9 protein-coding genes and 1 riboswitch are annotated in these 12,457 nt (G+C 57.1%); of the genes, 5 read left to right on the forward strand and 4 right to left on the reverse strand.

Translation table 11 applies throughout. The features are described from left to right. Nucleotides 1-130: 130 nt before the first annotated feature. Both JJB09_RS12925 and JJB09_RS12930 read right to left on the reverse strand, forming a co-directional pair. Complete coding sequence (locus JJB09_RS12925) at nucleotides 131-1,237, reverse strand: FAD-binding oxidoreductase (protein ID WP_246748712.1); 1,107 nt, start codon at nucleotides 1,235-1,237, stop codon at nucleotides 131-133. Nucleotides 1,238-1,259: 22 nt separating this feature from the next. Further along, on the reverse strand, nucleotides 1,260-2,507 hold the full coding sequence (locus tag JJB09_RS12930) for an aromatic ring-hydroxylating oxygenase subunit alpha (RefSeq protein ID WP_201658495.1): 1,248 nt from the start codon (nucleotides 2,505-2,507) through the stop codon (nucleotides 1,260-1,262). A 124-nt stretch (nucleotides 2,508-2,631) separates the two neighbouring features. Further along, nucleotides 2,632-2,834: riboswitch (cobalamin riboswitch) on the reverse strand. Between the two features lie 162 nt (nucleotides 2,835-2,996). Between JJB09_RS12930 and JJB09_RS12935 the strand changes: the two genes are divergently transcribed. After that, nucleotides 2,997-3,434, forward strand: a complete 438-nt coding sequence (locus tag JJB09_RS12935) for an OsmC family protein (RefSeq protein WP_201658497.1) — start codon at nucleotides 2,997-2,999, stop codon at nucleotides 3,432-3,434. 204 nt (nucleotides 3,435-3,638) lie between these two features. Here the strand turns inward: JJB09_RS12935 and metH are convergent, their stop codons facing one another. Next, the gene (gene metH / locus JJB09_RS12940) at nucleotides 3,639-7,421 is read right to left on the reverse strand and encodes a methionine synthase (RefSeq protein WP_201658500.1); all 3,783 of its coding nucleotides are present in this window, start codon (nucleotides 7,419-7,421) and stop codon (nucleotides 3,639-3,641) included. 722 nt (nucleotides 7,422-8,143) lie between these two features. Between metH and JJB09_RS12945 the strand changes: the two genes are divergently transcribed. From JJB09_RS12945 to JJB09_RS12960, 4 genes are all read left to right on the forward strand, one after another. Next, nucleotides 8,144-8,791, forward strand: coding sequence for a MarC family protein (locus tag JJB09_RS12945; RefSeq protein WP_201658503.1), 648 nt, complete (start codon nucleotides 8,144-8,146; stop codon nucleotides 8,789-8,791). A gap of 190 nt (nucleotides 8,792-8,981) precedes the next feature. Next, nucleotides 8,982-10,088, forward strand: coding sequence for an AI-2E family transporter (locus tag JJB09_RS12950; RefSeq protein ID WP_201658506.1), 1,107 nt, complete (start codon nucleotides 8,982-8,984; stop codon nucleotides 10,086-10,088). Next, a complete protein-coding gene (locus tag JJB09_RS12955; RefSeq protein ID WP_201658509.1) occupies nucleotides 10,085-10,528 on the forward strand; it encodes a potassium channel family protein in 444 nt (147 codons plus the stop codon). The genes JJB09_RS12950 and JJB09_RS12955 overlap by 4 nt, the downstream gene beginning before the upstream one ends. A 245-nt stretch (nucleotides 10,529-10,773) precedes the next feature. Beyond that, complete coding sequence (locus JJB09_RS12960; RefSeq protein ID WP_201658513.1) at nucleotides 10,774-11,295, forward strand: CYTH domain-containing protein; 522 nt, start codon at nucleotides 10,774-10,776, stop codon at nucleotides 11,293-11,295. A gap of 153 nt (nucleotides 11,296-11,448) precedes the next feature. On the opposite strand, the gene JJB09_RS12965 is transcribed toward JJB09_RS12960, so the two are convergent. Next, complete coding sequence (locus JJB09_RS12965; protein WP_201658516.1) at nucleotides 11,449-12,384, reverse strand: polyphosphate kinase 2 family protein; 936 nt, start codon at nucleotides 12,382-12,384, stop codon at nucleotides 11,449-11,451. Nucleotides 12,385-12,457: the final 73 nt, after the last annotated feature.

The raw sequence follows: 12,457 nt of genomic DNA on the forward strand, positions 1-12,457 counted from the left end.
AAGAATGCTTCACGGAGATATTTGCGGCAAGATAACTGTCCTCGACTTTGATGCCGCAAATAGATTCGGCATCAAAAACTCCTTAGATTCCACATATCAGTTAGGGGCTGGGGCGCTTGCCGGCCTTTGCTCAGGCCTCGATTTCGACTGCGGTCAAAGGCCGCGAACAGCAGGCGAGAATATAGCCTTCTTCGATCTCATGACCGGCGATACCGCCATTGTGCTTCATCTCCACCTCGCCCGAGCGTTTCTTGACCTTGCAGGTGCCGCAGAGGCCGGATTCGCAAGCCGCCGGGATGCGTACACCCACGGTCCGGGCGGTCTGCAGCACCGTCTGCCCCTCGATGCAAAGGGCTTCCTCGCCCGACCCCAGGAAACTGACGGCATGCTTTACGCCATCGGCCCTGCCGGCAACGGCGTCGTCATTTGCAGGTGTCTGCGCGATTTCGGTCAGTGCTGTCGCACCGAAGCTTTCCTGATGGTAGCGGCCCATGTCGAAGCCTTCGGCGCGAACGATGTTGCTCACCGCTTTCATGAACGGGTCAGGGCCGCAACAGAAAATCTCCCGGCTGATGAAATCCGGCGCGAGCATGGACAGCTTCTGGATATCGATACGCCCCATCAGCCCAGCCCATGGTGAACTGCCTGAACGCGATTCCGGGATAAAGCCGAGCTTCAGGTTCGGCATTCGAGTGCCCAAAAGTTCCAGTTCCTCGCGGAAGACGATCTCTTCCGGCCGGCGCGAAGAATTGATGAAGGTGACATCGGTCCCCGGCGCGCAATCGGCCAGCCAGCGCAGCATCGACATGCCGGGCGTGATGCCAGAACCCGCGGAGATGAAGAGATACTTCTTTGCAAGATTGCGGCCGAGCGTGAAATGCCCCGAAGGGCCGTAGGCACGGATGCGGCTGCCTGGCTTTACATTGTCGAACATCCATCGCGTGCCGACGCTGTTTGGCTGCGCCTTGATGGTGATGGCGATGGCATAGGGCCGCGAAGGCGAGGACGAGATCGTGTAGGTACGATGCAGGTCGCCGCCCTTGGCCCTGAGTTCGACCGTGATGAACTGGCCGGGAACATAGCGGAACCAGCCGCCCCCCTCCACCGCGAAAGTGAAGGTCTTGACGTCTGGCGCCTCGTCAATGACTGCCGTGCAGACCAGCATCTGGCGCGCCGAATTCCAGGGCCTCAGTTCATCGAGGTGAAGCGCTGCCGGCACCATACCCATAACGTTCATCATGCTCATCGCGACCTCTCCCTCAGGCGACGGAACGTAGGGCGGGTTTGCCGAGGCCGGAAAGACGCTCTTCCATGAAGCCGGCATACCACTCGACAAATTGAGCGACGCCACCTTCATGCACCTCGGAATATGGACCGGGTTCGTAAGCCGGCGAATGAATGCCGAAGGCGTTTTCCTCGACGATCTGGCGATCCTGATCGTTGGTCTCCGTCCAGACATGAGTTAGTTCGTCGAGACGGTAATCGATCCCTTCTACCGCATCCTTGTGAACGAGCCACTTGGTGGTGACAGCCGTTTCGGTCGGACTGATAGGCAGGACGCGGAAGGTAACCGCATGGTCGCTCAGCACGTGGTTCCATGTCGTGGGATAGTGATAAAGCAACAGCGAGCCGATGCGGTCCATGTTGACCTGGTCGGAGAGGCGCATCTGCACGGCCTTGCGGCCCGAGATCGTATAGCTGATTGCATCGCGCAGCAGCGGGACGCGCGTCGTGCGGTACTGGCCACGATCATCGATCACGAAAGCGCTCGGAAGGCCGGCGGCCTCGCACTTTTCCCAGTGCGCCGCGATTTCTGGATCCTCAGCGGCGCCATTGACGCCGGTGACGCTCGGCGCCTCCGGAAAGGTTTTGCAGAGTTCGGGATGGTTGCCCGCGCAATGGTAGCATTCGCGGTTGTTTTCCCAGACGAGCTTCCAGTTGCCCTTCTCGATGATCGTGCTCTCGAAGGCGATCTTGGCGTCGCGCAGCCGGTGCGGCAGAAAATAGGGCTCCATCATGGCCCGGAACGGCGCAAAATCCATCGGCTCGTCGGCTAGGCAGATGAAAATGTAGCCACCGGCGATCTCGCAGGCGACGGGCTTCAGGCTGAAATTCGCAGTGTCGAAGGTGTCGCCCATCTGGCGGGCATAGAGCAGCGTGCCGTCGAGTTCATATGTCCACTGGTGGTAAGGGCAGACGAGCTTGGCCGATGTGCCCTTGTGCTGGTTGCAGACACGCGAGCCACGGTGGCGACAGGAATTGTGAAGTGCGTTGATTTTTCCATCGTTGTCGCGAACGATGACGACAGGATAGGCGCCGACCTGGACGGTCATGTAGTTGCCGGGATTGGGCAATTCGCAGTCGTGGCCGACAAACAGCCAGTCCTTGTACCAGATGTGCTCGAGATCGAGCTGGTGAAACGCCGGATCGATGTAGAAGGGTTGGTCAAGGCTGTAGCCCGGTTTGCGGCTTCTGAGCCGCGAAAGCATATCGTGTCCGACGTCCATGTCCTGTCCTCGTCATATCAGGAACTGAGCGTAGATGGACAGGGAGGGAATAGTCATCGCAACGGCCGGATTGGTAGCCCGGAAGCCGCAAGTATCCACCTCCTGAGCGCCCACCGCGATCAGTCGAATAATAGTTCCCGAGGCTGGTTTCCGGGCTCCGAAGTGGTCCGGCCGGACCATTGCGACTCCTTCCCGGGTAAAAACCCAGTGGACTCCCATCGCAATCACACTTCACCACCGTTGCGGGGGCAGCGCCGGATTTGTCACCGGCTTCCCAATTCTCCGATCGGATCCAACCCGACCGGCACCTCGATGACGCTAATATGCCCATAGACATTGCGACATCGAGGTGCGTTTGCGACATCGTCATGGCGTCGTGAAAACAAAATACTGAAATGCAAAAATTGCGGTGCAAGCACCTAACCAAAATAACGGCTTATGCGTTATGTTCGCATTGGCGCTAGCCAAATACAATCGAAGGAGGACGTCATGAAAAGAACCGCTCAGGCCATCTGGCAGGGAACACTCACGGAAGGTTCTGGCAATCTCAGCTCGCAGAGCGGGGCACTTGCCGGTCTGCCCTATTCGTTCAAAGGACGCTTTGTCGATGAGTCCGGCAAGTCGGGCACCAACCCGGAAGAATTGATTGCAGCGGCGCATGCTGGCTGCTTTGCCATGCAGCTTTCGCACTTTCTTGCCGAAAACGGAACGCCCGCGACCAAGCTCGATGCGACAGCGACTGTCAGCTTGGAACCCGATGCAGATGGCGGCATGTCCATCAGCTCGAGCAACATCACGCTGGTCGGCACCGTGCCGGGCATCGACGAGGCAAAGTTCAAGGAACTTGCCGACAAGGCCAAGGCCGGTTGCCCGGTATCGCGCGCGCTCGGCGCCATCCAGGTGAACCTCGACGCAAAACTCGGCTGAGAATGTTCGCAAACAGGCGCTTAGTGGTGCTGTAGCCCTCATCCGGCTGCCGCCGCCTTCTTCCCCGATAAACCGGGGAGAAGGGACTTGTGGCACCGACTTCGCCCATATCGTCCCCTCTCCCCGTTCTTACGGGGAGAGGGTTAGGGTGAGAGGCAAAACTGAAACCAGCCGGCAAACATGGGTATACCTGCCAAACCTACATCACTCCGCCGCCTGTACCAATGGCGCCGGCACATAATTCAGCACCGGCCCCAGCCAACGTTCGACATCCCTGACAGGCATGTCTTTGCGCTGAGCGTAGTCCTCGACCTGGTCGCGCTCGACCTTGGCGACGCCGAAATAGTAGCTCTCCGGATGGCTGAGATAGATCCCTGATACCGATGAACCCGGCCACATCGCATAGCTCTCCGTCAGGCTGACGCCGGCGCCATTTTCCGCATCCAGAAGTTCGAACAGCGTTGCCTTTTCCGTGTGATCCGGCTGTGCCGGGTAGCCGGGCGCGGGACGGATCCCCTGATAGGGTTCGCCGATGAGCTCGTCCGGTTTGTAGGTTTCGTCAGCAGCATAGCCCCAGAACTCCTTGCGGACCTTCTCATGCATGCGTTCGGCGAATGCCTCAGCGAAACGGTCGGCCAGCGCTTTGACAAGGATCGAGGAATAGTCGTCATTGGCGCGTTCGAAGCGTTCGGCAATCGCCACTTCCTCAATACCCGCCGTAACCACAAAACCACCGACATAATCGGGCTTTCCCGACGCGTGCGGCGCGATGAAATCCGACAGCGCGACATTAGCCTTGCCGTCGCGTTTGGTCAGCTGCTGGCGAAGCGTGAAGAACGTCGCGAGCTCATCACTGCGTCTCTCATCGGCAAACAGCCTGATATCGTCACCCACCGCGCTGGCTGGCCAGAAGCCGATCACCGCTCGGGGCGCGAACCACTTCTCGGCAATGATTTTCTTCAGCATCGCCTGTGCGTCCTCGAACAGCTGACGGGCAGCAACGCCCTGTTTCTCGTCATCGAGGATAGCAGGATAGCGGCCCTTCAACTCCCAGGTCTGGAAGAATGGCGTCCAGTCGATATAGCCGGCAAGTTCGGCCAGATCCCAGGTGTCAAAAACCTTCGTGCCGAGGAAGGATGGCGTGGGCGGTGTATAGTTCGCCCAATCGATCTTGTGGGAATTGGCGCGTGCTGCGGCAAGCGAGACGCGTTGCTTTGCCGATTCCGCCCTGGCATGCTGGTCGGCGACTTTGCGGTATTCCGCCTGCAGCGTCTCGATATAGTCGGGTTTCATCTCGCCGCTCAGCAGGCTGGAGACGACGCCGACCGCGCGTGAGGCATCGGTCACATAGACGGCCTGACCGGCCTCGTAGCGTGGGTGGATCTTGACCGCGGTATGTACGCGGCTGGTGGTTGCGCCACCGATCAGCAAGGGAATATCAAAACCCTGCCGCTCCATCTCCGAGGCGACGTGCACCATTTCATCCAGTGAGGGCGTGATCAGACCGGACAGCCCGATGATATCGACCTTCTCGGCCTTGGCTGTTTCGAGGATCTTGGTGGCGGGCACCATGACGCCGAGATCGATGATCTCGTAATTGTTACAGGCCAGAACGACGCCGACGATGTTCTTGCCGATGTCGTGGACGTCGCCCTTGACCGTGGCCATCAATATCTTGCCGGCGGTCTCTCGTTCACCCCTGATGCCGTTGGCGGCATTGGCAGCTTTTTCAGCCTCCATATAGGGCAGAAGCAGCGCCACGGCCTGTTTCATCACGCGCGCGGATTTGACCACCTGCGGCAGGAACATCTTGCCCGCGCCGAACAGATCACCAACGACATTCATCCCGGCCATCAGTGGGCCTTCGATGACATGCAGCGGCCGCTCGACGTTGAGACGCGCTTCTTCGGTATCGATGTCGATGAATTCGTTGATGCCATTGACCAGCGCGTGTTCCATACGCTTTTCGACCGGCCAGTCGCGCCATTTGAGATCGCGTTCCCTGGCTTCCTTGCCGGCAGTGCCCTTGTAGCGCTCGGCGATCTCCAGCATGCGCTCGGTGGCCTCCGACGTACGGTTGAGCACCACATCTTCGCAGGCCTCGCGCAGTTCCGGGTCGATCGATTCATAGACCGCGAGCTGGCCGGCATTGACGATGCCCATGTCCATACCCGCCTGGATGGCGTGATAGAGGAAGACGGCATGCATCGCCTCGCGCACTGGCTCATTGCCACGGAACGAGAAGGAGAGGTTCGATACGCCGCCTGAAACATGGACGTGCGGCAGGGTCTGGATGATATCGCGCGTCGCGTCGATGAAATCGACGCCGTAATTGTTGTGCTCCTCGATGCCGGTGGCGACAGCAAAAATGTTTGGGTCGAAAATGATGTCCTCGGGCGGAAAACCGGCCTGCTCGGTGAGAAGTTTGTAGGCGTGCGTGCAGATTTCCACCTTGCGGGCATGGGTATCGGCCTGTCCCTTTTCGTCAAAGGCCATGACAACGACGGCGGCGCCATAGGCGCGGACAAGTTTTGCGTGCTTGAGGAATGCCTCCTCGCCCTCCTTCATCGAGATCGAGTTAACCAGAGGCTTGCCCTGGACGCATTTCAGCCCGGCCTCGATCACCTCCCATTTGGAGCTGTCGATCATGACCGGCACGACGGCAATGTCGGGTTCGGCGGCAATCAGGTTGAGATACTCGACCATCACTGCCCTGGAATCGATCAGGCCTTCGTCCATGTTGATATCGATGATCTGGGCGCCGTTGACCACCTGATCGCGGGCAATTTCCAATGCGGCCGCATAGTCGCCCGCCGTGATCAGCTTGCGGAATTTTGCCGAGCCGGTGACGTTGGTGCGCTCGCCGACATTGACGAAGGGAATGTCCCTGGTGAGCGTGAACGGCTCTAGGCCAGACAGGCGCATCAGGGGAACGTGTTCCGGTATCTGGCGCGGCGGATATTTGGCAACAGCTGCCGCAATGGCGCGGATGTGATCCGGTGTGGAGCCACAGCAACCGCCGACGATGTTGACCAGACCGTCGCGTGCGAAGGCCTCGACCTGTTCGGCCATGAACTCCGGGCTCTCGTCATACTGGCCGAAGGCGTTTGGCAGGCCGGCGTTCGGATAAGCACAGGTGAAAGTGTCGGCGACCCCGGACAATTCATCGAGATGGGCGCGCATGGCATTTGCCCCCAGAGCGCAATTCAGCCCGATGGTGAAGGGGTCCGCGTGCCGTACCGAGTGCCAGAACGCTGTGGGCGTCTGCCCTGAAAGCGTACGTCCGGACAAATCGGTGATCGTACCCGAGATCATGACAGGCAGATCGACGCCCTTCTCCGCAAAGATCTCCTTGCAGGCGAAGATCGCCGCCTTGGCGTTCAGCGTGTCGAAGATTGTCTCGATCAGGATGAGGTCGGCACCGCCGTCGATCAGGCCTCGAAGCTGCTCGCCATAGGCAATGCGCAAATCGTCAAAAGTTACAGCACGATATCCAGGGTTGTTAACGTCAGGTGAGATCGAGGCGGTGCGATTTGTTGGCCCGAGCGCACCGGCGACGAAGCGGCGCTTGCCGTCCATCGCCTCGGCGCGTTTCGCGGCACGGCGAACGAGTCGCGCACCGTCGCGGTTAAGCTCATAGATCATGTCTTCCATGCCGTAGTCGGCCTGGGCGATGGACGTCGACGAGAAGGTGTTGGTTTCGATGATATCGGCACCAGCCATGGCATACTGGAAATGGATTTCCTCGATTGCCGCCGGCTGCGTGAGGATCAGCAGATCGTTGTTGCCCTGCTGATGGCAGGCGCAGCCGCCGAATCGATTGCCCCGGAAATGCCCTTCGTCGAAACCCAGCCCCTGGATCTGGGTGCCCATCGCGCCATCGAGAATCAGGATGCGTTCGCGGGCCGCTGCCATCAGGGCATCGCGGGCGCTCATGATTTCCTTGTTTCCGGCGTTTTCGAAAAGCTCATCCAGATCGCGTGACATCGCGCACTCCATATACACATAAAGATATTGTTATATGGTTATATATTCAGGATGTCGGAAAGACAAGCGCTGAAGGTCGCAATTTGCACATTCGCCTACACGCGGCATCGATTTCGTCGGGCTGTTCACTGGATTTTTAGGCTACGCCATGGCGCGAGGCTGCGCGCCAATCCGGAAATGCCTGACCGCACGTCGCAGATCGCCACGACCCAAGCCGAGGAGCGCGTCGTGGAGTTGATTGAAAAGGAGAAGGATGACTTCAGTTGGGGCTTCTATATCGGATCGTTTTCACGATCTCGGGACAATTTGGCAGCGAAATCACGCCGCCGTCCCAGGTCGCCTTGATAAGCGGGCAACCTTTGTTGCCCCGGAATCCTTCGAGGACACAATTATCACCTCAACATTCGAGCATCCAATTTGCAGCGGAAGTGCTAATGTAACCAAAGGCAGATGTCCTGCCTCTGGTTTTCCCACCAAATGTGACAGGATATTATGCTCTGTTCGAGTTGGGATTGCATTCCTTCCAATCTCATTACATACGGACGCCCTAATGTTCTGATGGCGCGCGCGGCCGCAATGATTCAAGCCGCGAATGTTTCACGGCACATCAACAATCGGCGTCAGTAAGCATTTCTCTGCCGAGCTCCAGCCAATTGGTAGACAATCCCTCGGAAGTGTTCGATAGTTCCTTGCAGGGCAAAGTTCTTTGAGGGGATTGTCTAGTGGATTTCACAGTTATCGACGTTGGCCTTGTGGCCAAGCTTCTGCTGTTGCTGTTGATAGGAATGGGACCAAAGATCGCCTTGGTGCCATTCCTGGAAATGACCCAGAAATTCGATGCCGAGACGAAAGCGAAGATAGGCCGCCAGATGGTCCTGACGGGTGTCGTGACGGCGCTGATCCTGTTTGCGAGCGGTGCAATTCTAATGCGACTTCTGCATATCACCGGCGGAGCGGTTGCAGTCGCAGGTGGCATTGTTCTCGCACTCCTCGCACTCAAGATGGCAGCAGGGCCGATCGAAAAGCATGATGAGGATTTGGGAGCCCTTGTAGATCCCGCGAAAATCGCGGTCTTTCCACTGGCCGTACCCTATATGCTCAATCCCGTTGGCATCACGATACTGATAATCGCGTCTGGCGAAGTCGTATCGATTGCAAGTGCGGCGCTCGTTGTAGCGCTGGTCTTGCTGGTTGCGGCCTTTGATTATGTTGTGTTTACCAATATCGACGCGTTGGCGAAACACATGAAGCCGGCAAGTCTTGTCATATCTGAAGTCGTCTTTGGAATTCTCCTGACCGCCGTTGCTGTCCAGCTTTTCGTGAGCGGACTTGGCGGCCTGGGTATAATCGCTAAAAGCACAGCGCATTGAACGCGCGCAGTGCGTTTGACGATCAGCCTTGGCGCATCATGAAATTGATCGCTGAAACAGAACACCTCGGGCATTCCAATTTCGGCTGAGATGGCTGAGCCGAGAGGCGCTGACCAGAAGGCAGCCTCGCTCGAATGACAGGACATCCAGTTTAGCAAATATTTTGGTGGCCGTAGCCCAGGAGGCGACAATGGATCCCAAAGTGTCTGACCCTGTCTTTGCTCCATCGAGGCCGCCTGTCCTTCACGCGGCGCTGCAAATTGCGTTGGTCGCCCTCCTCGTCTACGCTTGCAGTCGGATTGCATTGCCATTTATCGGCATTCTGCTTTGGTCGGTCATACTGGCCGCGATGCTTTATCCCCTGCATTTGCATTTAAGGGCACGTGTGGGAAATCGTTGGTCTGCAACGATCATCGGACTGGTTGGCGTCGCGGTCATGCTGGTTCCGATGCTCATGGTGGTCACATCGCTTGGATCCTCGATATACGCGCTGGTGTCGGGTCTTCAGAACCACAGCCTGACGATTCCGGCCCCGCCCCCACGGCTCGCCGACTTGCCGGTGATTGGCAAGAAATTGGCAGACGGTTGGTCTCTCGTCGCGACCAACATGCCGATGGCTCTCGCCAAATATGGTCCAATGCTCAGTAAGTCGGCCGCCTGGTTGGCATCGTTCGCCGGTGGACTCGCTACCGGCGGATTATCCTTCGTTCTTTCGATAGGTATTGCCGCGTTGATTGTTGCCTATGCCGAAGGTGCGACTGGATTTGTCCGGCGACTGATGAGTACTATAACCAACGACGAGGCTCGGGGGGCTCGACTTGTCAAGCTGACGGCCGCTACGATCCGCGGCGTCGCGCTGGGCGTCGTCGGTGTTGCGTTAATCCAGACACTGCTCATCGGAATCGGTTTCTTTGCCATCGGCATCCCTGCGGCCGGTGCTTTGACGCTCATCACTTTTCTGGTAGCCGTCGTGCAGATACCCGCGCTTCTGGTCACCATACCGATCATTGGCTATGTTCTTGCGACTGAAGCAACAACGCCGGCCATGGTCTTCACGGTCTGGACTGTTGTTGCCGGTCTTAGCGACAATGTCCTCAAGCCGATCATGCTCGGCCGCGGGTTGGATGTGCCGATGCCGGTGATCCTGATCGGCGTTATCGGCGGCATGATAGCTGACGGACTGCTTGGCCTGTTCATCGGCCCCGTGCTGCTGGCAGTCGGTTATGTGTTGCTGATAGAGTGGCTTTATCCGTCAACTGACGATACGCACCTCCATATTGGAGAACCTGCGCCATGATTGTCGTTATCGGTGTGGGCCTGCTTGCAATGGCAGCTTGCTTGGCATTTCAAGCACTGGCCTCGGTGCTGGCCGTCCGCTATTTCGTCCGCGCCATGAAGCAGTCGACGGGACGGAGACGTTGGCTGTCCGTGTTTTTACAATTTTCGACGATGATGTCCCTGCTCATGTTGGGCAACATTGTGCAGGTTGCATTCTGGGCATGGCTCTATGGAGCACTCGGCGCCTTCGACGACTTCCAGACTGCCATGTATTTTTCAGGCGTAACCTTCACGTCACTCGGCTATGGGGATGTGGTCCTGGATGGCCGCGTCCGCATGCTTGCGCCGCTGCAAGCTGCCAATGGGCTGATGATGTTCGGGATAACCACTGCCCTCTTCGTTGCCTTCGTTCAGCTGGCAATCGGGAGATGGACCGCGGCACATCCAAAGTCGAAGTAATTCGACCTGGCTGGAATTTGGCAAAACCAGTTTGCCAACTTGTTTAGACCTCGCTAATGTGCATCCCACGGTGAGGTGAGGCCTTTGCTCAGGCAGGTGTGTCTTGGTGGCCGCCGGGAGCCGGTATGACGGCGACAATGCGATAGAATTCTCCGTCTGCCGCGATTGTTCAATGATCGTGATGGCATGCGAGCAAATGCTGACCGCACATTTGATTTTTGCTTGAAACTGTAGGGAGTCACGGAATGGCTGCGGAGATCGAGCGAAAATATCTGGTATTGGACGATAGTTGGCGGAAGAACGCTTCCATCGGATCCGTCTTCTGCCAAACTTACCTCATGGCAAGGAAGAGCCGTTTTGTCCGTATCCGGATCATCGACAACGCGCGAGCATTTCTGGCTATCAAGTTCCGGACAAGCGCTTTGAGGCGAGAAGAGTTCGAATACGAGATTCCGTATCTCGATGCGCTGGAGATGGCTTCGCATTCTACAGCTTTGGTGGAGAAGACCCGTTACGAGGTCGATTGTTGCGGCTATTGCTGGCAAATCGATGTCTACAATGGTCCCTATGAGGGGCTCGTTATTGCTGAGATCGAACTTGAAAACGAGAGTGTGAGGAACCCACATCCCCCCTGGCTCGGCAAGGAGATAACGGGCGACCCAAATTACTCCAATCGGGCGATGGCGGCGGCCACTTCAATGAGCCGAAGTGCAAATGCTCGGGTAACTCCAGACGCACAGATCTTCGGTGTAAACGAGCTAGTCTAGCTACAATCCCCTTACTCGCCGATATTTGACGTCTTGAGATCATATCCCAACGATCCACGGTCGAAGTCCTGGGGCGGTGTCATTTGCAGACGCCAGAATCCAAGAAGCGACAATCGGGCTTCGTTCAGAGTAGAATTTGCAAACTGGAAGCCGTCAATCTTCCGCCATCAGTTGCTTGCGGATTTCCATCAATTCCGCTTTTTTCTTGTCATCGACGACCGGCATGCTCAGATCTAGCCGCTCAAGGGCAGAAGACACCACTTGCGATACGGCAAGACGGGCAAACCACTTGTTGTCTGCAGGAATGACAAACCAAGGTGCCCACTCCGTGCTTGTATTTTCCAGCATGTCCTCAAAAGCACTTTGATAGTCGTCCCAATATTTCCGCTCCTCGTAGTCCGCCGTCGAAAATTTCCAGTTCTTCTCGGGTTCATCGATCCGCGCGATGAACCGGCGCTTCTGCTCCTCCTTGGAAATATTGAGAAAGAATTTCAATATGATCGTGCCGTTGTGGCGAAGATACTTTTCGAAATTATTTATTTCCTTGAAGCGGCCTTTCCAGATATCGCCTTGTCTGGTTGCCGGAGGTATTCTTTGCTTTGCGAGAAACTCGGGATGCACCCTCACCACCAGGACTTCTTCATAATAGGAGCGGTTGAAAATCCCGATCATGCCGCGTCCCGGCAGCGCCTTGGAAGTCCGCCAGAGGTAGTCGTGATCCAGATCCTCGGCCGAAGGCGACTTGAAGCTTGTCACGTGGCAGCCCTGTGGATTTATCCCTGACATGACGTGACGTATCGCCCCGTCCTTGCCTGCGGCATCCATGGCTTGAAAGATGATGAGCAGGGAATAGGTATCCTGCGCATAGAGCATTTCCTGCATGTCCGACAGGTTCTCCACATTCGCAGCCACCTGCTCCAGCGCGCCTTCCTTGTCATCAAATCCGCCGGTAAAATCCGGGTCGAAATCTTTCTTTAGGTTCAATGACTTACCGGGTTCTGCGACAAAATCCCGGATGCGAAACCGGACGTTGCCACTCTCACCAACCGAGATCTTTCGCTTCTTGTCAAAGTCCACATCAGTTTTCATGTGCACCCTCCCCGCGCGTTGAGCCAATGGCCAGCGCTCTTCGTTTAGCTAATATCTATTGCTTTGTTCTAAA

The sequence above is a fragment of the Phytoamicus setariae genome (assembly GCF_016722925.1).
Taxonomy (GTDB): Bacteria; Pseudomonadota; Alphaproteobacteria; order Rhizobiales; family Rhizobiaceae; genus Rhizobium_E; species Rhizobium_E setariae.

Bases quoted from the DNA above. Each gene is read 5' to 3' on its own strand.
- JJB09_RS12960 (WP_201658513.1), top strand. From the start codon at position 10,774: ATGGCTGCGGAGATCGAGCGAAAATATCTGGTATTGGACGATAGTTGG.
- JJB09_RS12955 (WP_201658509.1), top strand. From the start codon at position 10,085: ATGATTGTCGTTATCGGTGTGGGCCTGCTTGCAATGGCAGCTTGCTTG.
- JJB09_RS12965 (WP_201658516.1), bottom strand. From the start codon at position 12,384: ATGAAAACTGATGTGGACTTTGACAAGAAGCGAAAGATCTCGGTTGGT.
- JJB09_RS12930 (WP_201658495.1), bottom strand. From the start codon at position 2,507: ATGGACGTCGGACACGATATGCTTTCGCGGCTCAGAAGCCGCAAACCG.
- JJB09_RS12935 (WP_201658497.1), top strand. From the start codon at position 2,997: ATGAAAAGAACCGCTCAGGCCATCTGGCAGGGAACACTCACGGAAGGT.
- JJB09_RS12950 (WP_201658506.1), top strand. From the start codon at position 8,982: ATGGATCCCAAAGTGTCTGACCCTGTCTTTGCTCCATCGAGGCCGCCT.
- JJB09_RS12925 (WP_246748712.1), bottom strand. From the start codon at position 1,237: ATGAACGTTATGGGTATGGTGCCGGCAGCGCTTCACCTCGATGAACTG.
- metH (WP_201658500.1), bottom strand. From the start codon at position 7,421: ATGTCACGCGATCTGGATGAGCTTTTCGAAAACGCCGGAAACAAGGAA.